The organism is Moorena sp. SIO1G6, from assembly GCF_010672795.1.
Taxonomy (GTDB): domain Bacteria; phylum Cyanobacteriota; class Cyanobacteriia; order Cyanobacteriales; family Coleofasciculaceae; genus Moorena; species Moorena producens.
The window spans coordinates 42,967-65,590 of the sequence record NZ_JAAHFZ010000005.1; the positions used below are offsets into that span (position 1 = coordinate 42,967).

Genomic DNA, 22,624 nt, shown 5'->3' on the forward strand with positions numbered 1-22,624 from the left:
GGGCAAGCCCGTCCCTAACACACCCTACGCCTATGAGGTACACAGGTTTTTTTCCCTCTTGCCTATTGCCTATTGCCTATTGCCTATTGCCTATTGCCTATTGCCTATTGCCTGCTCCCTGCTCCCTATTCCCTATTCCCTATTCCCTATTCCCTATTCCCTGTTCCCTTTCTCCCAATCACTCAAACTGCCAAATCTTAATAGTATTATCTTGAGAACTACTAGCAATGGTAGCACCATCATGGCTAATAGCAACTGTAGTGACAGCGCCTAAATGATCGGTGAGAGTATAGAGCAATTCACCACTACCAGGATGCCAGATTTTGACAGTCTTATCGGCGCTACCACTAATTAACGTATTCCCTTGAGGGCTAATAGCAATAGATTTAACAGCATTCCCATGTCCGGTCAGAGTAACCAACGGTTTCTTTGGTATTTGTAAATACCGATCCCTCTTCAGCAACCAAATCTTAATGGTTTTATCAGCACTGCCACTAATTAAGATTTGACCACTAGGGCTAAAGGTGAGTGACTCTACCGATGCCGAATGTCCAGTAATGGTTGCGGCGAGCTTACCAGTTACTAAATTCCAAAGCTTAATGGTTTTGTCAGCACTACCACTAGCTAGCAGTTGTCCATGTTTACTAATAGCAACTGCGTTAACTGTTCCTAAATGGCCAAACAAAGTTGTCTGTAATGATGCCTTCTTCAGCAACCAAAGCTTAATAGTCTGATCCGCACTACCGCTAGCTATAAGTTGCCCATTGTGACTAATTGCCAGACACTTCACCCAAGCAGAATGTCCACAAAGGGTATGGATTAAATTTCCCGTATCCCCATGCCATAGTTTAATGGTATTATCCCAACTGCTACTAGCAATAATTTCTCCATCTGGACTAAACCCAACCGCTTCAATCACATTTAAATGTCCTGAAAGTTTAGCCACCACTGTTTTAGCTTGCCAGTTAAAGATCGTGATATTTTTATCTGTACTACCACTAACTAGAGTTTCTCCATTAGGGCTAAAGGCGATAGAATTAATTCCACTAGACTCTTCGGAAAAAGTATGTATACATTTCCAAGTAGGAGTATCAAATTTAGGGGGAACTGTTGTAGATAAAGACGTTACTGGTATAGCAGCGAAATCCTCTGGTAAACCAAGTGCTCCGAGGACTTGAGTAGCTGATTGGTAGCGTTGGTTTGGTAAATTCTCTACCATTTTGTTGAGGATGCGAATAAGCGGATCACTCACAGGTTGCCTGAGGTAATCGACCCAAACCCACTTCCCTTCTAGACTATTAAACATATCAAAGGGGTGAACATTGGTAAGCAGATGAATACAGGTAACCCCTAAACTGAACAAATCACTGGTTGCGATCGCTTTTCCCATCAACTGTTCCGAAGCCGTGTAAGCCGCAGAGCCAATCATAGTTCCCGTTCGTGCTAGCACAGTTTTTGTAGTCAGCTTAGCAGCACTGAAATCCACCAGAAACAGTTCGCTCCCCCTTCCCCCCCAAGAATAAAACCTCTTCCTGGTTTTTTGTGTTGGTAAGTGGGACAAAGAGGACTCAGGAGGAGGGCGACGAATGATATTGTGGGGATTAATATCCCGATGAATTACCTGATGACTATGGATAAAGCGCAGCACTGGCAGCAATTCAATCAGGACTTGCCGAACCTGGTTTTCCCTAAAGGTCCCTTCCGTTTCCAGTTCTGTGGCTAAGCTTTGCCCCTCGATATACCTGTGGACTAAAGCAGGTTCTCCTGCGATACCTAATTGGTGATCCGCCTCAAAATAGGCCAGAAGTTCCGGAATCTGAGGATGTTGTCCCAGCACTTGCAGCCTAGTAGCTTCTTGGCGGAAAGACTCAGCCGCTTTCTGAGCATTGTTGGTATCCTGCTGTTGTAAGGATAACTGTTTGATGATACACTTACTATTGCTATCATCTGCCTCATCCACCCCCAGAAAGGTGCGCCCCATACCACCAATACTAATTAGCTTCAGAGCACGGAAGCGTCCGCCTAATCGTAATCTAGTTCCACAATAGGCACAAAACCTGGCCTGATTGGGATTTTGGGGATTTTGGCATTTAGGATTAAGACAATAGCTCATGATATGGGGTGGTCAAGTCGAAGGGTTGCCAAGTCGAAGGGTTAGCAAGTTAACAAGTTAGCAAGTTGACAAGTTAGGAACTCGAAGACAGAGTAAAAGTTGAAAGTTTTCCCCAAGTTCTCCCCAAGTTTTCCCCATTTGTTGTTGAAAGTTTTCCCGAATGTTAACTGTTGCTAACCTACCCTAACCGAACGCCTAAGGCCAACAACAAACTAACCTACCCTAACCGAACGCCAAGGGCGAACAACCTTCCACAAACCAACCTACCCTAACCGAACGCCAAGGGCGAACAACCTTCCACAAACGGGTAGATCTTATTATTGCAGTGTGACCCGGTGGTGCGTTACGGGGCGGGCTATCTATACAGTGGCTACGAGGCGGAAAATGAAGGCATGCCCCCCCTAACGCACCCTACGCAACTAATCTTCAACCTTCAACCATCTAACCTTCAACCTTCAACCATCTAACCTTCAACCTTCAACCATCTAACCTTCAACCTTCCACAACCCAACCTTCAACCTTCAACTAACTAACCTTCAACCATCCAGTTGACGCACCCCTAACCCAAAGGCTGTTACACACTACCAAACGTTGGGATTGGACTACCATTCTGACGATTGAAGCTCGGTAGATCAACGCGGGTGATATTGCGGCTTCTGACCGCTAGTCGGTAACTGACACTCTGGAGTTCTGCGTGGAGTTGTCGGTTTTCCCGCTGTAACATGGTCACCTTCTCCTTAACTGGTGCCATCCGTTCCGAAAACTTCTGGTGATAAATTTTTGGTAGCTCTTGAACCACTTGTTCTAGCTGACGGGAGCGCTCGGTTAATTCTTCTACATTATCCCGCAATTGCTTAATTTCCGTGTCACGGGTGGCAATTTGCTGTTGATAAAATTCCACCTGCTGCTCCACATCGTGCAACTGTTCGCGCAAGACCACCATCTGAGCCTTGTGGCGCTCAGACACCTCTTGGGGTGGTTTGAAGTTAGCATTCCCCTTCACCAAGCGGAATAGTTCTTGAGACAGCTGCTGCACTAACTGGTCTCTAAGCTGCAACTCTTCCCGCAAGTGAGATACTTCCGTTTGCAGAGCTGATCTCGATAGGGTTTCAATCTGCCTCACCATGGCTTACCACTCCAAGTAAATATACAATTTCCAATAGTAGATGGCGACCGGGGGTGTCGATCACTGATCACAATAAATACTGTTGCAGCTAATGTACCATCGAAACCCGGCAGTTGACCATTCGAAAGCACTTGTAGGGTGGGCAAATTGACTCGAATCCAGAGGATTTGGTCAGAGGAAAGGTATTTGCCCACCCTACCCCGATTCCCGACTCCCGATTCCCGACTCCCGATTCCCGACTCCCGACTCCCTTTGCTATAGAAGAATTGTTGTTAATAATTGTTTCTTATACGGTGCGAGTAAGTAATTCTTGGTTTAACCTGGCTTAGCATTTGTATATTCATGAAGCCCAAAGGATTCCCCAAAAAAAGTCTTTTGTAGGGTGGGCAAATCGACAGTATTCCTGATCTAATGGTCAGATTCACAGAATTTGCCCACCCTACGCCTTGTAGCAAATGCACAGGATAACGGTACTGATGGTCAGATTCACAGAATTTGCCCACCCTACGCCTGATATTGTTTTCTTCAAGGGTACAGGGGATGTAAGCATTCAGCCGTCAGCTAATGCGCTACGCGCACGCAACGCGAACAGATATCAGCTGATTGGGGGATGCGTCAACCTTCGACGCCGGTTTACGGCACGGTAGGGATAGTGTAAAACGAGCAGGGATTTTCAACCAGCCGTACCAGCACCCCCCAGCTTGTTTACTACCTCCCATTGATTAGCTGACGGCTGACAGCTGATAGCAGAATACTTACCAAGGAAAAAGGAACTTGCTATGCGCACTACTCATACCTATAAACCGAAATATTCTCACTCTACCTCTAGGACAATTGCTCAAAAAAAGAAAGACTCCAGAGTGATTGGTTATAGAGAAATATTGGAAGCCGAGGAAAGGGAGTGGAACGCCGAAGAGGCGGTCGGGGAATGGGGAAGTATGAGTGCTAATGTGATGCGCACCTTAGAATCAGGACAATACGTGCCCGACACAGCATGGTATGAAAAGGGGCTGCAAGCAAAGCTAAGGATAGGACTGCCGGTTGATAAAAACCAGGAAGGGGCGAAGGTCGGTGGGCATCAGGTAATGCAGCCGAAAAGGATTATGGTGCAGCGGAGAGCACAACCGTTGACGGGGGATACGGTGATAACTGGCGAAAGCTTGAGGGCATCGAGGAGTGATAATCAAAACAAAACTGGCTTGCCTGATCGCCTCAAAGCAGGCGTTGAAAACCTCTCGGGTTACTCGATGGATGATGTGAGGGTACATTACAACTCGCAGAAACCGGCACAGTTGCAGGCACTGGCCTATACACAGGGGACGGATATTCATGTGGGGCCGGGGCAGGAGAAGCATTTGGCCCATGAGGCTTGGCATGTGGTGCAGCAGAAGCAGGGAAGGGTAAAACCGACTAAGCAGACCGATGGTGTGGAAATCAACGACGATGCAGGGTTGGAGAAAGAATCCGATGTGATGGGTGCGAAAGCGGCCAACAAGAACCAAGGCAAAAAACACCACCCAAAGGGCGCAGTTTGGCCGATATGCCTGCGCGCGGATCAGCCGGTGCCGGAGTCCGGTCTAACACGGGCAAACAGACCCGAGCCCTTTCCTGGGAAGAGCTTGCACCCCAGAATCTACTCGAAACCCCACCTGGACGCTCAAAGAAATGGAAGGGAAGTACAGGCCGTCTCGTTCAACTGGGTAAGAAAGGTTTTTAAATTACCGGCCAAACACGTAAGGGAGTGCGGGATTGACAACAGAATATCTTATCATATTTTCACAGATGACTACGATCAAGTTGAAACTATCAAAACAGCAACGAACGATGCTTTTCAAACAGTGGAGGACGGGTGGAACGGGTTACTCAGATATTTAGCAGACAATAGATATTTCACTAAGGTAGTAATAACCACAAAAGAAGACGAAAAGACAAATGGAAAAAGCCGAGAAGGAGAAACCTTCATAACAGTAAATTATAAGTCTAACGAGGCCGAAGAATTGCGCACAACACATGAAGGAACAACAAAAGAAGGACAGGGATTGGCAAACTATAAGTTATTTAAAACAACAATAATCCATGAGCTAGGCCATTTGGTAGACCATGCCCTTACCATTTCCCGAAATCCCACTATCGAGGAGAGGCCCATGTATTTTATCCATTACAGAACCTTAGATGAAATCAAAGAAAAATTTCAAGATGCAGATAATCTCATGATAGCAGATATCCCAACAGTAGAAGACCATGTCAAAGATAAAGACAAACGCCAAAAGCTCAAACCGAACCAAAATAATAGTGATAATACAAATGAAAGGTATATATACAAGTCACTCTACTATAGCGATTTTAAATATAGTACAGTACCGGTAAATTTATATGATAAACGTGAGAAGGAAAATCAAATCGTCAGTATATACGAGTGGGCTAACGTTGGAGATCAGGTAGCGGAGAACTTTGCCTACATGATATTCCAACTTTCAGAAGGTGCAAATGAAAAAAATAGAAACTTCTCATCTACGGCCAATAAAATATATGAAAAGCTTAAGGAGAAAATTGGAGCCCCTCAAATAGCTTAGTGCGATCGCTTTTGTAGGGTGGGCAAAGGTCGATGATAACTGTACAAATGGTGAAACTATTATTATTTGCCCACCCTACACCTATTTTTTTTTTGGTTAGTTGCTTGAAGGTGATCAGGTTGAAGATGATCAGGTTGAAGGTTATTAGTGCGATCGCTCTTGTAGTGCGATCGCTCTTGTAGGGTGGGCAAATATACATGCTCACGGAGCATATGGACAAAGTCTCATGATTTGCCCACCCTACCCCACTTAAATATTTTCTTCCCTAATTTTTAATTTTTAATTTTGAACTTTCAATTGAAGTGCGATCGCCTCTGTTGTTGCTTGAAATTTTGTGTTGATGCTAGCTTAACTCATTTTGGTGCGATCGCTCTTGTAGGGTGCGTTAATAAAATGTAACGCACCATCTATATACAATATATTCAAATTGAAACCAAACCATTCTTAACATATACCATGGTGCGTTACGGCTTCAACGCTTGGTTATATCATATAATCTTCTCAACCAAACCGCCTAACGCACCCTACAAAATCCCAAAATTATATTCATCCTATATCCAAATTGAAACCAAACCATTCTTTACCAATACCATGGTGCGTTACGGCTTCAACCCTTGGTTATATCATCTAATCTTCTCAACCAAACCGCCTAACGCACCCTACAAAATCCCAAAATTATATTCATCCTATATCCAAATTGAAACCAAACCATTCTCAACCAATACCACGGTGCGTTACGGCTTCAACGCTTGGTTATATCATATAATCTTCTCACCCAAACCGCCTAACGCACCCTACAAAATTTCCAAATATTATTCATAAGATATCCAAATTTAAACCCATTAAATTATACCATTTGCGCTTCGGCGCACGCTACGCGAACGAGCAAAATTTTAAGCATTTTGCTGATAGCTGATAGCTTACCTTTCTTTCAATTAACCCTCAACAAAAAAAAATCTAAAAACCCTTGACACATTAATTTGTAATCATTATGATTATATTTATAAAACTAAAAACAATTATTCGACTATGCCTCAAAACTCTCAGCCAAATTCAAACGATAATTCAAACGGATTCGTTGTTCCGTACATTTTAAAAGGGTCTCGCCAGCAAATAACCCATACCGTGTATATCCTTAATGGCTTGGGCTACGCTCAACTTACTGACTGGGGTCCTCTTCAGCCGACGGGAAATCCAGGAGAATTTATTACGATTATGATCAGATATTGGATTTGGCGTTAAGACCTTAAATTTCTGGGGGGGTTTCCCCCCTGGCCAAAGGTTAGCCGTCAGCCGTCAGCCGTCAGCCGTCAGTAGAAATATCGCGCTTTGTAGGGTGGGCAAAGGTCGATGATAACTGTACAAATGGTGAAACTATGATTATTTGCCCACCCTACACCACTACTGAATGCTGATAGCGAACAGATAGCTTTGTAGGGTGGACAAATATCAATGATAACTGTACAAATGGTGAAACTATGATTATTTGCCCACCCGACACCACTACTGAATGCTGATAGCTGATAGCTGAATGCTTACGGACAAAGGCTCCGGTCTGTTTGCGACGCGAACAGATAGGTGAGAAAATTGAGTGCATAAGCGAAAATTCCTAGCCGTGGAAAGTATTTCTGCGGCTATTTTTTTTGGTTAGTTGGTTGAAGGTTAGTTGGTTGAAGGTTAGTTGGTTGAAGGTTAGTTGGTTGAAGGTTATCAGGTTGAAGGTTATCAGGTTGAAGGTTATCAGGTTGAAGGTTATCAGGTTGAAGGTTAGTTGGTTGAAGGTTATGTAAGCAGTCAGCTGTCAGCTGTCAGCCGTCAGCTTAAAATAAACCCAGCGTAGCGTGGGCCGGTGCGCAATGGGCAAACGGGAGAATTTAAGATTGATAGATTAATAAGAGGAGAATTTAAGATTGATAGATTAATAAGAATAGAAAGTGCGATCGCTTAGCGTGCGTCGGTGCGTAATCGCTTTTGTCGGGTGGGCAAAGGTCGATGATTACTGTACTTTTGTAGAAACGATCATGACGCAGCCCACCCTACCCAACTGTTCGCGTAGCGTGCGCATAGCCCATTAGCTGACACCTGACAGCTGAATGCTTACTTCACAGAAATTTGAACAATATCCAACCGTTTTAGAGTAAGAACCATGACTCCAAATAATCCACAGTCAGATCAACGCCCTCCTATTTGGATTGGGCATGTTAGCATGAACTACCCCGCCCTGTTCGTTCGCGTAGCGTGGCCTACGGCCAGGACGGGGTGTCAGCTACCCCATCCTTAGAGCGTGATTTTTGACGCTTCATCTTTCCCAGTTGCTTCATTGATCCAGTATGCTTTCTGGTCTTTGAAGTAGAGCTAGAAAATCCACGTTTATCGAGGTCAGCACCGTACCCCGGCTGTTTTCCTAATGCTGCATTGAACATCACTATTGCGCTTGTCTTGTCTCTATCGAACCCAAAGCCGCAAATATCACAGACGTGGTATCTATTCGACAGTTCAGCCCAGTCTTTGTGAACCTTTCCACATTCTGGACAACGCTGAGATGGCTTTAGTTGTCTAGTCGGTAGTTGAAGAACAATTCCGCCTTTGAGTTCGATTTTGTAGGTCAGCATTTTATTGAGAGTACCGAATCCTACATCCAGAATGGCTTTGTTTAATCCAGCTTTTTGTTTCCTTCTTTTCGACCCTTTCTTGGCTTTCCGGGTCATTCCTTTCGTATTGAGCTTCTCGGTTACGCCGATGTCATAACGACTAGATAAATCTGATGTAACCTTGCGATGCAGCGCGGTCTTGGGGGTTTCCCCCATGAGCGACTGCATCAAGACGTGTTGCCAATCTTTACGCGCGTTACCCGCTTTCCTCTTTAGTTGGGATTCTTTTTTGTTGGCTTTTTTCCAACGCTTAGACGCCTTTATACTTTTTTTGAAATTAGGAGCCTGCTTCCTGCGCTTTTCCTTCCCGGCGGCCTTCACTTTAGGCTCTAGAGTCTTCGTAAAACGCTGGTTGGCTATCTCCTCAAACTCGCTGCCGTTGAAAGCTGTGATTGCTGTTTCAGTCCCTAAGTCATAGGCTACGATTTTCTCGTACGTTAAGTCAGATCCTGAACCATATTTAGTGTCGGGGGTTTCTACTTTAACGGTTATTGAAGCATACCAAGCGTTTACACTAGACTTGTACGTAATTGTTAGAGTCGTTGGTGTCCCCCAAAACTTGGCCTGACCACGCATCTTTATAGTGAGTCCGAGGTCATTCAACGTCAAAGTTCCATCTTTTCCGTCAGTATTAGCCTTCCAACCAGCCTTACTGGGATAAGTCCATCCGGAGTATTTCCGAATTGGCTTATATTTGGGAATTTCACTTAACCCAAGAAAGAAGCGATTATATGCCAGGTCTACCCTCTTAAGGGTCGCTTGCAAGGAAGTACTATATAACTCCTTGTACTCCGGCCAACATTCCTTGAAGGCGGGCAAGCAGTTTTGTTGATCAAGATATCCTATGGACTTTTTATTTGCTTTCCATTCATAGCGGCGATCGCCTATCCCAGCGTTATAAAGCAACTGGTGCATTTTTCTCGCGTAAAACATCTTTGACGCAGCTGTTTTGTTAGGATACAGACGAAATGTATGTCTGAGATTCGCCATGAATGAAACCACCTCCTTGAAATCTTCGTGCTTGGGCTGATATTATTTTAGTATAGTTGATGGTAAATACAAATGTCAAGCACAAAAAGGAAAAAGCCTCAGAAAAGAATGAGGGGAGCACCCGCTCATTATGACGAGCTAAAAAGACAACACGGAATCTGGTTAACAGATACTACTTGGAAATGGTTGCAATTGTCGGCTGAAGACTCCGGGGTAAGCGTTGGAGAATATATAGAGAGTTGGGTAAGGAAACAGGTCTCTGGCATTTGAAGGGGCTATCCATCCCAGAAACGAAACCTTAGGATAGTGGAGCCTTTATGGTTGGTCGGTTATGTATAAAAGGGTTAAAACTTTTTGATTAAGGCTCCACTATCCTTACGGTAACTTCAACACCTGGACGAGGTGGGGGAATTTCGCCCCCTCTTGCCTCCCCTATCTTGTTAAACGTTTCAGACTTCAAAAAATCTCTCGACTTCTTCGAGTTTGTGGGAATGCTTAAGGTTGCTGAATTTCCAGACTTAGCAGTGCTTGAGTTGAGAGGGGGAACCCATCTGGTGCTTAGAAATAAACCTGAAGCGGCACCAGGACAAGCGAGTTTTGATCTGATGGTTGATGATTTGAAGGCTCAACAAGTCGCCCTGCAAGAGGCTGGCTATGCACCGAGCGAAATTCGCGAAGGGCGAATACACAGTGTGTTTGATGTCTCTGAACCTTCAGGAAACATAATTAGCTTTTACGACAGCCATGTGGTGGGGCCAGTCTAGAGGGAACTATTTTTTTTGGGTTATCAGGTTGAAGGTTAGTTGGTTGTTCGCGTAGCGTGGCCTTTTGGCCAAGGTTATGAGGTTGAAGGTTATTAGTGCGATCGCTTTTGTAGGGTGGGCTGCATGTCAATGATTACTGTACTTTTGGTGAAACTATCATGACGCAGCCCACCCTACCCAACTCATCGCTGTTCGCGTAGCGTGCGCGTAGCGCTTTAGCTGAAAGCTGACAGCTGACAGCTTACCCTAAATCTGCCTACGAAACGCTCTAATCGCTTCTCCCGCATCGGTTTCCGCCATCAAAACACAGTGTGTGAAGCAATCAAGATCCAATTCACTCAGTCCGGGTAGCAAGCTACGCTCAATTGGGACATAACTGCCATCTTGAAGATGATAAAGCTTTAGTAATCCATCTTCCCAAAACCAAACCTCTGGAACACCTAAAGCTTGATAACGTTCTAACTTGCTGATGCCACCACTGCTAAAAACCACTTCAATGGACAAATCTGGAATTGGCTTAACACTACCGATGCAGTAAGACTCATCAGCTTGGGCAGAGGCGACGCCTTCTTTTTCCTGAGTCATTGAGCGAGTTGGCTGAAAGAAAATACCCTTTTCCGTCAGAAAGGTTGTGATTAAGTAACCGATGATACTGGCAAAAATTTCATGTTCTCGTCCTGGCATCAGAATCTCGATTATCCCATCAAAGTAAAACAGCCGAACACCAGGAGAACCATCAAAGCCCTTCTGGATCAACTTAAACTGTTCCCAGCTGCCATCATGTACGATGCGTTGATCGGTGGTTTGGTCGAGTAGTTGGGGCATCGCTCTCACCTCCGGCTATCCTTACCAGCCATTGTGACATAGTCAGTCAGTAGGGTGGGCAAAGGGAGATGAGAACTGTACTTTTGGTGAAACTATAATTATTTGCCCACCCTACACCAGAGTCAGTAGGGTGGGCTGCATGTCGATGATAACTGTACTTTTGGTGAAACTAAAATTATTTGCCCACCCTACACCTACTGTTGACAGAATCAGGTATTCGATGGGCTACTGTGCTAGAAAAAATAATAAATAGAGTCGAACTAGTCACCATTAACTAGTTACCAAAATGAACTATTCCCAGATCATAAAACTTGGCTTACTTCTGACTTCTCTGATAGTTGCTATTTGGATTGGCGCGATCGCTATTTTCTCGATCCAAAATATCACGGAAGTATCCGTGAAGTTTTTAGTCTTCGAGTCAATTGATCTGCCAATCGGTGTTGTCTTGGCTGTTAGCGTTGGTATTGGTCTTCTTGGGGGAGCGATCGCACCTCTAGTGTGGCAGCTTTTGGGGAAATCCTTGAAATTCCTAGACTCTGAGGATGACCTATACTACGATGAGTAGACTTGGACAATCTATTCGTAGTCCATCCGGTCATAAAGTCTATCATCATATTGATGAGACATAAACTCAGAGCGCCGTCTCGCTGGTAGGGAAGGAGGAGCACTAGAGTAGGGGTGTTGGACCACGTAAGTTGTACGAGGAGGACGCTGTGGTCGTGATATCAAGGCTAACCCGCCAATCACAACGGCACCACCACCAATGGTTACCGCCATACCGCCAAGTCCCCAAAGTATTCCTGACATGAGGGTATTTGCGGTTTCATTAGTAGTTTTACGATTAGGGATTAGTTGCTCAGGAGCCCTGATCACACTGGCATCAACCTGAGCAGTTAGATTGTCTAGCAGTAACTGCTGATTGTGAAGTTGGGCTTTGAGCTGTTCAGTTTCAGCTCGTTGTTGCTCAACCATAGCTTTGAGCTGCTCAGTGTCCCGCCGCTGCTGTTCAACATTGAGCATATTATTTAAATTATTATTTAAATTATTTAAGTTCGGTGAAGCTAGAGCCTGGTTTGGCGGTTGATCTGTGTAAGGGGAATTATAGGGATTGTTAGGGGAAATTTGGAAGGGTTGGGAAGAGGGAAGGTTATTCGCCACCATATTGCCTCCTCCTTTGAGGAGAAACAATGCTGCCATTCCGGCAAAGGCAGCCCCCGTCAGGAATGCCATACCATCACTCATTAATATTGCCTCTCAACTGGAACCGAATTACAACGAATTGCCACTACTGCTAAGGTCGCATATTTTTTTGTTAATTTCACCCTTAACGTGGGGCAATAAGCCCTTTGCCCATAGCTTTGGGTAATTTTCGTGTGTCAATGGCAACCTAACCCTAAATTGAAATCTAGATTGGTGCCAATGTCTACCCTAGCTCATTTTCAAAATTTTGCGATTTCTCGATCAACTTTCCCTAATTGCTATGGATAATGGTGTGGGCAAATCCTTTCCGCCCCCTAGGGTAACCTGGGGAGAGTCTTACCCAGTCAGGAATTGAGTGACATGAGGGGTCAACCCTTTGGCCGGTTCTCAATGGTTTCATAGCATCTTCGATAGATGTTTTGAGCAAGTTATCAAACCTTGACATTTGAGTTGGGAGTGGGGAATCGGGAGTGGGGAATCGGGAATCGGGAGTCGGGAGTGGGGAATCGGGAGTGGGGAATCGGGAAAAGCGGGAAATGGGGATAATTATCCGGGAAATTATTGTGTATGGTGATACATATTTTGAGGAATTTATACGTAATATAGCGCTACGCGCAAGTCAGCAAGGTTCTTGCGTCAGAAGTCAGAAGTAAGCTATGACTAAGTTTCAGAGTTTAGGAATGTCCTAAGCTTAATGGGTAGTGCTATAAAAGTACCTACTCACCCCTTTCTCAAAAACCTACCCTTGTAAGCGACTCCCGATTCCCGATTCCCGATTCCCGATTCCCGATTCCCGATTCCCGATTCCCCACTCCCGATTCCCGATTCCCGATTCCCGATTCCCCACTCCCGATTCCCTTTGCTATAGCTGCATTTGCCTAAGCACCTCCCTAATCAGATCAGTTGGCACCTGATCTGTCAAGGTTACTTCACCAATCTTGGTAGGCAAAACAAATCTTACCTTACCCTCTTTTACTTTCTTATCCGTTTGCAGGGTATCAATAATCGCATCAATATCTAGCCCACTGGGTAACTGAGTAGGTAGTCCAGCTTTTTTGATTAAAGCATCCTGGCGTTCGGCCTCTTCTGGCTGCCACATCTGGAGTCCCACAGCAATCTGGCCTGCCGCTACCATTCCAATCCCTACCGCTTCCCCATGATTCACTAACTTGTAGCCTGTTAAGCTTTCTACGGCATGACCAATGGTGTGACCATAGTTCAAAATTGCTCTGATCCCAGCTTCTTTCTCATCCTGACTGACCACATCTGCTTTAGCTTGACAAGACCGAGAGAGAATTGTTTCTAATAAATCCTTCTTCAGGTAACGCAATTGGTCAAGTCGCTTTGATTCCTCTAGTTTCACAAATAGCTCTTCATCCCAGATAATCCCATACTTAATCACTTCTGCCATCCCTGCTCGCAATTCTCGGGCTGGCAATGTTTTTAAGACCGAGGGGTCAATTAAGACAAATCGTGGTTGATGGAAGGCACCAATCAAGTTTTTGCCCTTGGGGTGATTGACCCCAGTTTTGCCACCAACTGAAGCATCAACCATGGCCAACAGCGATGTGGGGACCTGGACGAAATTAATTCCCCTTAGCCAAGTAGCAGCTGCAAATCCTGTCATATCCCCAATTACCCCACCGCCCAATGCCACTAGAGTCGAGGAGCGTTCTAGGCGGTTTTCTAGGGCAACATCATAGATCTTTTGGATAGATTTGACAGTTTTGTATCGTTCACCAGCAGGCAGGGTGAGGCTAGATACCTGATATCCCACTAACTCCAAGGCTGCGATCGCTCTTTCCCCATATCTTCGGAAAATTGCTGGATTAGATACCACTAAAACTTTTTTACCCAACTGTAGACGGCTCATCCAAACCCCAATATCATCTAAGCCACCTGTGGTCATCTTGCCATCAGGAAGGTGTTGTGCGATCGCAATATCATAGGAATGTTCTGGTAGAGCAACGGGAATAACTAACTTCATGAGGAGGAGCCTTTTTCCTGGTTAACTATGGCGCTGTATATATCTACTTTTTGTATCTTTTATAGTAGATGTAGATATATGTTAGAGGGATTGCAGGCAACCCCTCTACAGATCCAGCCTTTAAAGTCCAGGCTTTAACGAAATTTGGCATCATTCCTTGGCACTAGCAAACCCCAACTGGTTGCCGCAGCCTCTTTTGGGCGTTTGCAGATAATACGGTGACCTGACCGTGATCATCCACATCAACAACTGCTGTATCCCCCTCTTGAATCTGACCAGATAGCATGGCTTCGGCTAAGCTATCTTCTAACAGGCTCATAATTGCCCGTCGTAGAGGTCTAGCACCATAGCTCGGTTCGTAGCCTGCTTTGACTAAGTGGTCCTTGAAAGCCTCTGTGACTTCCAGGATAATTCCTTTCTCTTGTATAGAGCTAGAGATTTCCTGAAGCAGAATTTCCGCAATTTCCTTAACTTCATTCTTCTTGAGCTGACGGAAGACAATTATATCGTCAAGGCGGTTGAGGAACTCAGGACGGAAATAGTCTTTCAGATTTTCATTGACCTGAGTGCGGATCTGGTTGTACCTAGACTCCTCATAGGTTTTTGACGACTCAAAGCCAAAAACACTACCTCCTTTTTCAATCACTTTAGAACCGATGTTGGAGGTCATGATTAATATTGTGTTCTTGAAATCTACAGTACGACCTCTAGCATCGGTTAAGCGACCATCATCTAACAGTTGCAACAGTACATTGAAAACGTCAGGGTGAGCTTTCTCGATTTCGTCAAATAGTACCACCGAGTAAGGCTGGCGTCGGACAGCTTCAGTAAGTTGACCACCTTCGTCGTAACCCACAAACCCTGGGGGAGAACCAATGAGCTTGGAAACAGTGTGGCGTTCCATATATTCCGACATGTCAAGACGAATCATCTTGTCTTCTGACCCAAACAGGTAGGAAGCCAAAGATTTAGCCAGTTCTGTCTTACCAACTCCAGTCGGACCAGAGAAGATAAAGCTAGCAATCGGTCGATTGGGATCCTTTAATCCAACTCTTGCCCGACGAATTGCCCGAGACACAGCAGTAACAGCTTCGTCTTGACCAATGATCCGCTCGTGCAAGGTTTCTTCCAAGTGCAGCAGCAGAGCTGATTCAGATTCCGTCAGTTTATTGACCGGTATCCCAGTCCAAGACCCTACAATCTGAGCAATGTGTTCTTGATCCACAATCGGAATAGTTGGGGATGGGGATAACTTACCTTCAATTCCCTCACTCTCCCACTCTGATTCTGCTCTAGCCCTTGAGGAAGGTTTTGAGTGCATCAAGTGAACCCGACTCCCAGCTTCGTCAATCAGGTCAATGGCTTTGTCGGGTAAATAGCGGTCCGAGATATAGCGGTCTGACAATTGAGCTGCAGCCAGTAACGCTTGGTCGGAAATCTGGACTTTGTGATACTCCTCGTAGGTTGAGCGCAAACCATGGAGTATGTCAATGGTATCCTCTACAGAGGGTTCCGAGACCATGACTGGCTGGAAACGACGTTCTAGTGCTGCGTCTTTCTCAATATACTTGCGGTATTCATCCAGAGTAGTAGCTCCCAAACACTGGAGTTCACCTCTAGCTAGAGCAGGCTTAAGGAGATTAGCCGCATCCATACCCCCTTCTAAGGAGCCTGCACCGACTAAGGTGTGAATTTCGTCAATTACTAGGATAATATTCCCAGATTCCTGGACTTCAGACACAACCTGCTTGAGCCGTTCTTCAAAGTCTCCCCGGAAGCGAGTACCAGAAACCAATAAAGCCATATCTAGGCTAATCACTTGTTTGTCTGCCAACAGGTCTGGAACATCTTGAGATACAATCCGTTGGGCTAGACCTTCTGCGATCGCAGTTTTCCCAACTCCAGGTTCCCCCAGTAATATCGGGTTATTCTTGCTACGACGACCTAAAATCTGCACCACCCGCTCGATTTCCTGCTGACGACCAACCACCGGATCCAGTTTGCCCTCTGCAGCTAACTTGGTCAGATTAGTCCCAAATTCTTCTAAGGTAGCTTTCTGGTTTTGAGTATTCCCTATAAACGAGGAACCTTGTCCCTTAGCAGTCGTTGCTGCTGTTAATTCTGCTATCGTACTAATGACATGGGTGCGTAATTCTGTTAGGTCTACACCCAGGTTTACCAGTACTTGAGTCGCAACGCTGTTCCTGTCTTGAATGATAGCTAGCAACAAATGTTCAGTATCGATGTAGTTGTGTCCAAGTTGCTTAGCTTCCTGGAAAGATTGCTGAAAAACTTCTTTGGCTTTGGGGGTGAAAGGGAGTTCTGAGCTAAACATTCTCGAACCCCTACCCACAGTGTTTTCCACCGAGTAGCGAGCATCTTCGAGGGTAACACCAAAATCCCTCAGCACTCTGGCTGCCACAGCTGTTCGTTGTGCAATCAAACCCAACAGCAATTGCTCAGTTCCTACGAGGCTGTGTCCCAAGCGACGGGTTTCCTCCTGAGCCAGCATGATGGATTTGATCGCTTTATCTGTAAAATGTTCAAACATCCCCGGTTCACCTTACCGAATTTAAGCAGTGGGTGAGAGATCACCCTGGTGTAAAGTTTTATGTACTTTACTTCCATCAATGTACCCATCTGTGCTTAAACTCAGCAGTCGGTAGAACCGTAATCTTGAGGAGTGGTTGCCGCCAATAGCAACAACCAACACCTAGAGCGATCGCTTAGGTAGGGAAACATGTAAGCATTCAGCCGTCAGCATTCAGCTGTCAGCATATGCGCTACGCGCAAGCTACTTGAGGTGCCATCAGCTTATTTAAAATAAACCTTGAACGGGAGAATTTAATAGTTCGAGAAAAGTGTGGGGATTTGCCCTTGGCCGTTGGCCACGCTACGGGAACAGCTTTGTGGCACAGGCTAGAAGCCTGTGCCACAAAACTGATAGCTGATAGCTGATAGCTGATAGCTGAGAGCTGATAGCTGATAGCTGATAGCTGATAGCTGATAGCTGATAGCTGAGAGCTGAGAGCTGAGAGCTGAGAGCTGAGAGCTGATAGCTGATAGCTGATAGCTGATAGCTGATAGCTGATAGCTGATAGCTGATAGCTGATAGCTAACGCATTTTGGTCAAGCTTTCAGTCTTATCCAAAAACATCTCGGTGAAAATACTCATCACTGTTCGTTTACGCACCCGGATATTGGCACTGATAGACATACCCGATTGCAATTGCACTTCTTTGCCATAAGCTTGAATGAACTGTTTATCCAATTTAATTTTGGCAGGGAAAGTATAGTCTTGACGCAGTTCCGCAGGATCCGGTGGTAGGGCATCAGAACCAATAGATAGTACCTCACCTTTTACATCACCAAACTCACTAAAGGGAAAAGAGTCAACTCTGACTTCGGTTTCCATACCTTCATCCACAAACCCGATGTCTCGGTTGGTAAGATATACCTTAGCAATCAGAGAGCTACCGGGAACAATTTTGAGCACTGGCTGAGTGGTATTGGCAACAAAACCAGGAGTTGAGGGTTGCAAATCAAAGACTGTTCCATCAACAGGAGCTCGTAGTTCTTGATAGCTTAGGGTTAGTTGAGCCTGCTGCAACTGGCTATCAATTTCTGCCATCTGCTTATTGTTATCAACAATGCGTTGGTTTAATTGACTGATAATGCTAGCTATTTGGGTGTTTATGCTATCAATTCTTTCTTTATTCTGGGCCATCAAATCAGCCAGTTCTCGTTGAGAAGACGCAATGGTACTGAGTAGATTCGCTCTGACCCCAGCAATTTCTTTTTGCAAGCGTTTTTCTTCTTCAATCCTAGCGTTTACCTCAGTTTGGCGATTTTTGACCTCATTTTGCTGCCTCAAGAACTGAATCTTAGAAAAGCCCCCTTGTTCATACAGGGGTCTGAGGTCTGTCAGAATACCCTCCTCAACTGTTAGGATGTCTCGGCCATTGGCAAGTTGAATCTGATTCTGTTTCAGCTGTTCCTCTAGGGAGCCAATTCTACTCTCAAGTTCAGCGATCCGAGCGTCAAGTGCAGCAGTACCATATTGTAAACGAATTCGTTGTTCAGGGTTAAGATTAGCCCTAGAAGAACCTCCACTAAGTTGAGCGCGATAAAGTCCAATTTCTGACAGTAGCGTGTTTCGACTAGCGATCAGAGAAGGCAGTTGTGAGGACAGTTGTATATCCATACCTGGTGGTGGTACAGGTGGATAATTAGGATTACTAATTGCAGCCTGATAAAACTGGTTTTCTCTGATTAAGGTAGCACGGCGTTTATTGAGAGACGTGAGTTGAGCCTGAGTAGCCTTGGGCTCAAACGAAAGGAGCAATTGCCCTTCTTTAACCGGCTCTCCTTCCTTAATATGAATTTTTGTCACCACTCCACCCACAGGAGCTTGGACTTCTTTAACCGCACCTTGTGGCTCTAGCTTGCCCCGAGCGGGAACGGCATAGTCAATTTTGGCAAAGTAAGCCCACACCATACCAAAAGTTGTTAGACTCAACAGTGCCCAGAGAATGGCATGAGACCAATGGGGCGATTGTTCTAGAATAACCGGCTGGTCGAATTCGAGGTGACTATTAGAAGCACGACGTCTGTCCCTGGTGTCTTGAGGAACTGCCATTTTGCTAATAGTACCCACAGAACCTAAGTTTATTTTTGGATTTGGTTTGGAACCATTGCCATTACCATTGCCATTACCATTGCCATTATATGGGCTCATAGTTATTAGCTCCTGCTATTCGTTAATACTTCGGAAAGGATGAATAATGAAGGATAAATAATAAATAATGAAGGATAAATAATAAAGAATGAAGGATAAATAATAAAGAATGAAGGATTTTCTCGGAATGTTAAGATAATTATCTGGTTGAATAATTAAATTTAGTAACTAATAAAAAACTGACTCATTGATCATTTTTATCACTTACTTTAGGGGGAGTTAGCCAAAACTTCTCGCTCTCACTTGATAGCCTCTGTAAAACCAACTACCCGACCACTAGTATTTTTTTATCCTTGAGCCTAGTCTATCCGATACCAAGGGTTAAACCAAATAGCAAATACCGAGACAATACACACTTAATCCTTCACCCTTAATCCTTAATGCTTAACCCTTCATGGTTAATCCTTCACCCTTCACCCTTCATAGCTACATTTGAGCATCTTGTTGCATGTAGAGGCAATAGTAACGACCTTTCTGAGCCATCAGTTCATCATGAGTACCTTGCTCTACTATTGAACCCCGATCCATCATCAAAATGATATCAGCGTTGCGAATGGTTCCTAGGCGGTGGGTAATGAACAATACCGTGCTTTGTTGAAAAGCTTCCGCTAGATTTAAACACACTTGCCGCTCGGTGTCATAATCGAGGGCGCTGGTGGCTTCATCTAATATCATTAACTGGGGTGATTGCAAAATCGTTCTGGCGATCGCAATACGCTGTCGTTGTCCCCCGGAAAGACCTGAACCCCTTTCGCCAACGCTGCTATTGTAACCCAAAGGCAATTCCATGATAAAATCGTGGGCCACTGCTATCTTTGCTGCCTGAATAATTTCCTCACTGTCTGCATCAGGATTGGTCAGAGCAATATTCTCTTGAACGGTTCCCTCAAACAAGAGGGTTTCCTGAGGCACAATCCCAATCTGACGCCGCAGGGAATAGAGTTCGACTTTCGAGATATCGTAACCATCGACAATGATGCGACCGGACTCTGGACCATAGAGTCTAGCCAAAAGTTTGGTCATGGTACTCTTACCGGAACCACTTTGCCCCACAATCCCTACAAATGAACCAGCTGGAATCTCGACGTTAATGTTATTCAGTTGCATTGGTCCACTCTTGGCAAAGCGGAAGGAGAGATTTTCATAGCGAATGTCTCCCGTGATAGAGGGCAAGGGGATATTACCCTGGTCTGCTTCAGCCACTTCTTTGGGTGTATCGACAATGTCACTGAGGCGTTCGAGAGATAGGGCTGTAGACTGGAAGTTTTGCCAAAGTTGGGCTAAACGCAGCAAGGGACTGGTAACGTAGCCCCCAATAATCCGAAAGGCAATCAACCCCCCTAAGCTTAATTGTCCATCTAGTACTAGATAGACCCCTACCCAAAGCACAAGTAAACCCGAGAGTTTGTTCAAGAAGGTGCTCATAGAACTAGCAGCGGTAGAGGTTAGCACATTCTTGAAGCCTTCACTAACATAGCGCGCATATTTCTCTTGCCATTTCCAACGCGATCGCAATTCAATATTCTGGGCTTTAACGGTGGAAATGCCAGATAATACCTCCACTAGATAGGATTGGGTTTGAGCATTCCGTTCCGCTTTATTGCGTAGCTGTTGCCGGACAATTGGGGAAACGATCAGGGTCAGGAGCATGAACAAAGGGATTACTGACAAAGTCACCAGGGTCAGCACCCAACTAAAGAGGAACATGACCACGATGTAGATTACAGAAAAGACTGAATCTAACACCACGGTTAGGGCTGTCCCGGTCAAAAACTGGCGGATATTTTCTAGCTCATTGATCCGAGTGGACAACTCCCCAACGGGTCGTTTCTCGAAATAATTTAACGGTAAGCGCAACAGGTGGTCGATAATCTCGGAACCGAGAGCCATATCGATACGGTTGGTCGTATCTACAAACAGGTAGGTACGCAGGGTGATTAAAACCCCCTCAAAAACCGACACCACCAACAGTAAAATTCCCAGTACTTGCAAGGTATCGGTACTGTTTTGGGATATCACTTTGTCAATGAGTACCCGGATAATCAAGGGATAGGCTAGACCCAACAGTTGGACAAAGAAAGAAGCAATTAAAACTTCCGTCAATACCTTGCGGTAACGAACGATAGAAGGCCAAAACCAACTCAGACCAAACCGCTGGGTAGGGGTGTCTTTGGTAGGTTTTAACAGAAGTACCTGCCCGCCTTCTCCCCAGTTTTCTTCAAAATCTTTGGGTTTAAGCCGTTGAATTCCCAGCTGTGGCACCGCCAGCACTATTTGCCGTTCACTGGCTTCATAGAGAATAGCTAAGCTATCGTGCCACAACAGCATGGCTGGGGTAGGTAAACGTTTGATAGCGTTAGCTGGTACTGTTGCGAGTTGGGCAGTTAATCCCATCAGTTCTGCCACTGCACCACAGTGCTGAAGGGAGATTTGACCGGTGCGAGCATGCTGGTTTTTTAGCACCTTCCGTATACTATCTCGCCGGAAAGGAATTTTAAAGTACTTACTCAGCATTTGGAAACAAGCCAAGGATTCCTGCACTGCTCCTTTACCCCGTATAAAGGGGAATTTTGTAGGAGTAGTCTGGCCAGTGTAAATCGTCTCGGGAGCTTGATCCGGTCGGTCTGGAGCCTGGGGAATATCGTCTTGAGGTATACTGGGAATTGTATCGGTAGGCTCAGCCAGGGTTTCCGAGTCATTGGCGGTTTGCTCAGAGAAAATAGCTTCTGGAATTCCCACCAAGCGCGTTGCACCATGACCATTGACCTGTAAGCTAGACAATGCTTCTGAACTCAGACAAGACCCTACTGGTAAATTGGCGGCTGCTCCCCCACTCACAAACCATACTCGATTGGGGTCGAGTTGGCTTGACATTTGCTTGCCCCGAGGCAGGTTATAAACTAAAGCGTCTGACCAGGCTAACAGGGCAAGTGCTTTGAGGTCAGTCTCTGCCTCAGCCCGACGCCCCAACTCTGTTCCCAAAAGATCAAAGATTTCCACTAGACCACAACGGGCTTTGAAGGCATCTGAGAAAGATTTTTCTGTATCTAGCAGCCCTAAGAAGTCAGCCGCATTGATGGTGACACAAACCGCTTCCACCGATGCGATCGCAGTTTCACAGGGTATGCCCCTGACCAAACTGACCCAGCCAATAATCGCTCCTGGTTGTAGTAATTTGAGGGTTGTGGGGGTTTGACGGCGTTGGTCATAGCCGATGAGACGGGCTTTTCCTTGGAATAAAATCGAGATTTGGCCTGGCATTTTATCCCTGACCACAATTGTCTGACCCATGCGGTAGCGCAACAGTTGGCAACTCGTGGACAGTTTTTGCAGTGCTGTCCTTGACAATTTATTGAACGGAGAAATACCAGCTAGAAACTCTTGAATTGTTGTTGTATAGGTCATTGAGCCTCTTAGGAGATTACTTAGCTTAAATTTGAGATTAGTTAGCTTAATTAAATTTGATAACAGCTTCTAATGGGGTATTTATTAGGATATGCTAAGCATAGTAGGTCTGTCTTTTATGTAAAGACTCTGTAACGCACCCTAGGAATTGCTTAGCGCTTCCATCAAGAAATGTAACTAGTTGGCTATGCTATGATGGAATCAGGCAAAGTCTATTGAGACTAGCCTTAAAGAACAAAAATTTTACCGTAC

Annotated in this window: 19 protein-coding genes; 9 read left to right on the forward strand and 10 right to left on the reverse strand. The window is 45.2% G+C overall.

Translation table 11 applies throughout. The annotated features are described in order from the left end of the window. The first annotated feature begins 32 nt into the window (after positions 1-32). Complete coding sequence (locus tag F6K63_RS06510) at positions 33-215, forward strand: hypothetical protein (RefSeq protein ID WP_193431539.1); 183 nt, start codon at positions 33-35, stop codon at positions 213-215. Here F6K63_RS06510 and F6K63_RS06515 read toward each other — a convergent pair. Beyond that, a complete protein-coding gene (locus F6K63_RS06515; protein WP_287311331.1) occupies positions 179-2,113 on the reverse strand; it encodes a WD40 repeat domain-containing serine/threonine-protein kinase in 1,935 nt (644 codons plus the stop codon). The two genes, F6K63_RS06510 and F6K63_RS06515, sit on opposite strands and share 37 nt — an antisense overlap. Before the next feature lie 320 nt (positions 2,114-2,433). Between F6K63_RS06515 and F6K63_RS06520 the strand changes: the two genes are divergently transcribed. Then, entirely contained in the window at positions 2,434-2,580 is a 147-nt protein-coding gene (locus F6K63_RS06520; RefSeq protein ID WP_287311333.1) for a hypothetical protein, read from the forward strand. 107 nt (positions 2,581-2,687) lie between these two features. Here F6K63_RS06520 and F6K63_RS06525 read toward each other — a convergent pair whose 3' ends face one another. After that, positions 2,688-3,239: an Npun_F5560 family protein gene (locus F6K63_RS06525; RefSeq protein ID WP_287311335.1), complete on the reverse strand. Its 552-nt coding sequence runs from the start codon at positions 3,237-3,239 to the stop codon at positions 2,688-2,690. Positions 3,240-3,406: 167 nt separating this feature from the next. Here F6K63_RS06525 and F6K63_RS06530 point away from each other — a divergent pair, with 167 nt between their 5' ends. The 3 genes from F6K63_RS06530 to F6K63_RS06540 all read left to right on the forward strand — a co-directional run bounded on the left by F6K63_RS06530 (position 3,407) and on the right by F6K63_RS06540 (position 5,812). After that, complete coding sequence (locus F6K63_RS06530; protein WP_158026763.1) at positions 3,407-3,568, forward strand: hypothetical protein; 162 nt, start codon at positions 3,407-3,409, stop codon at positions 3,566-3,568. 147 nt (positions 3,569-3,715) lie between these two features. Further along, positions 3,716-3,886, forward strand: a complete 171-nt coding sequence (locus tag F6K63_RS06535; RefSeq protein ID WP_287253556.1) for a hypothetical protein — start codon at positions 3,716-3,718, stop codon at positions 3,884-3,886. Between the two features lie 132 nt (positions 3,887-4,018). Next, complete coding sequence (locus tag F6K63_RS06540; RefSeq protein ID WP_287311337.1) at positions 4,019-5,812, forward strand: eCIS core domain-containing protein; 1,794 nt, start codon at positions 4,019-4,021, stop codon at positions 5,810-5,812. On the opposite strand, the gene F6K63_RS06545 is transcribed toward F6K63_RS06540, so the two are convergent. Then, positions 5,778-6,011, reverse strand: a complete 234-nt coding sequence (locus F6K63_RS06545) for a hypothetical protein (protein ID WP_287253553.1) — start codon at positions 6,009-6,011, stop codon at positions 5,778-5,780. The genes F6K63_RS06540 and F6K63_RS06545 overlap by 35 nt on opposite strands. A 2,044-nt stretch (positions 6,012-8,055) precedes the next feature. Next, positions 8,056-9,453 (reverse strand): RNA-guided endonuclease InsQ/TnpB family protein, encoded by a 1,398-nt coding sequence (locus tag F6K63_RS06550; protein ID WP_287311339.1) that lies wholly within the window; start codon positions 9,451-9,453, stop codon positions 8,056-8,058. 72 nt (positions 9,454-9,525) lie between these two features. Between F6K63_RS06550 and F6K63_RS06555 the strand changes: the two genes are divergently transcribed. Both F6K63_RS06555 and F6K63_RS06560 read left to right on the forward strand, forming a co-directional pair. Beyond that, positions 9,526-9,723: a hypothetical protein gene (locus F6K63_RS06555; protein ID WP_009149378.1), complete on the forward strand. Its 198-nt coding sequence runs from the start codon at positions 9,526-9,528 to the stop codon at positions 9,721-9,723. A 167-nt stretch (positions 9,724-9,890) separates the two neighbouring features. Then, complete coding sequence (locus tag F6K63_RS06560; RefSeq protein WP_287311341.1) at positions 9,891-10,217, forward strand: VOC family protein; 327 nt, start codon at positions 9,891-9,893, stop codon at positions 10,215-10,217. A gap of 246 nt (positions 10,218-10,463) precedes the next feature. On the opposite strand, the gene F6K63_RS06565 is transcribed toward F6K63_RS06560, so the two are convergent. Next, positions 10,464-11,042 (reverse strand): Uma2 family endonuclease, encoded by a 579-nt coding sequence (locus F6K63_RS06565; protein ID WP_287311342.1) that lies wholly within the window; start codon positions 11,040-11,042, stop codon positions 10,464-10,466. Between the two features lie 286 nt (positions 11,043-11,328). On the opposite strand from F6K63_RS06565, the gene F6K63_RS06570 reads away from it, so the two are divergent. Then, positions 11,329-11,607 carry a lipopolysaccharide assembly protein LapA domain-containing protein gene (locus F6K63_RS06570; protein ID WP_009149372.1) on the forward strand — a complete coding sequence of 93 codons (279 nt, stop codon included), beginning with the start codon at positions 11,329-11,331 and terminating at the stop codon, positions 11,605-11,607. Positions 11,608-11,618: 11 nt separating this feature from the next. Here the strand turns inward: F6K63_RS06570 and F6K63_RS06575 are convergent, their stop codons facing one another. After that, entirely contained in the window at positions 11,619-12,284 is a 666-nt protein-coding gene (locus F6K63_RS06575; protein ID WP_009149370.1) for a hypothetical protein, read from the reverse strand. A 428-nt stretch (positions 12,285-12,712) separates the two neighbouring features. Between F6K63_RS06575 and F6K63_RS06580 the strand changes: the two genes are divergently transcribed. After that, the gene (locus F6K63_RS06580) at positions 12,713-12,895 is read left to right on the forward strand and encodes a hypothetical protein (protein WP_081473263.1); all 183 of its coding nucleotides are present in this window, start codon (positions 12,713-12,715) and stop codon (positions 12,893-12,895) included. A 209-nt stretch (positions 12,896-13,104) separates the two neighbouring features. Here the strand turns inward: F6K63_RS06580 and aroB are convergent, their stop codons facing one another. The 4 genes from aroB to F6K63_RS06600 all read right to left on the reverse strand — a co-directional run bounded on the left by aroB (position 13,105) and on the right by F6K63_RS06600 (position 22,372). Then, complete coding sequence (aroB, locus tag F6K63_RS06585; RefSeq protein ID WP_287311344.1) at positions 13,105-14,229, reverse strand: 3-dehydroquinate synthase; 1,125 nt, start codon at positions 14,227-14,229, stop codon at positions 13,105-13,107. A gap of 163 nt (positions 14,230-14,392) precedes the next feature. Further along, positions 14,393-16,780 (reverse strand): ATP-dependent Clp protease ATP-binding subunit, encoded by a 2,388-nt coding sequence (locus F6K63_RS06590; protein WP_287294474.1) that lies wholly within the window; start codon positions 16,778-16,780, stop codon positions 14,393-14,395. 564 nt (positions 16,781-17,344) lie between these two features. Further along, positions 17,345-18,967, reverse strand: coding sequence for a beta-barrel domain-containing protein (locus tag F6K63_RS06595; RefSeq protein WP_287294475.1), 1,623 nt, complete (start codon positions 18,965-18,967; stop codon positions 17,345-17,347). Between the two features lie 426 nt (positions 18,968-19,393). Then, a complete protein-coding gene (locus F6K63_RS06600; RefSeq protein ID WP_009149359.1) occupies positions 19,394-22,372 on the reverse strand; it encodes a peptidase domain-containing ABC transporter in 2,979 nt (992 codons plus the stop codon). Positions 22,373-22,624: the final 252 nt, after the last annotated feature.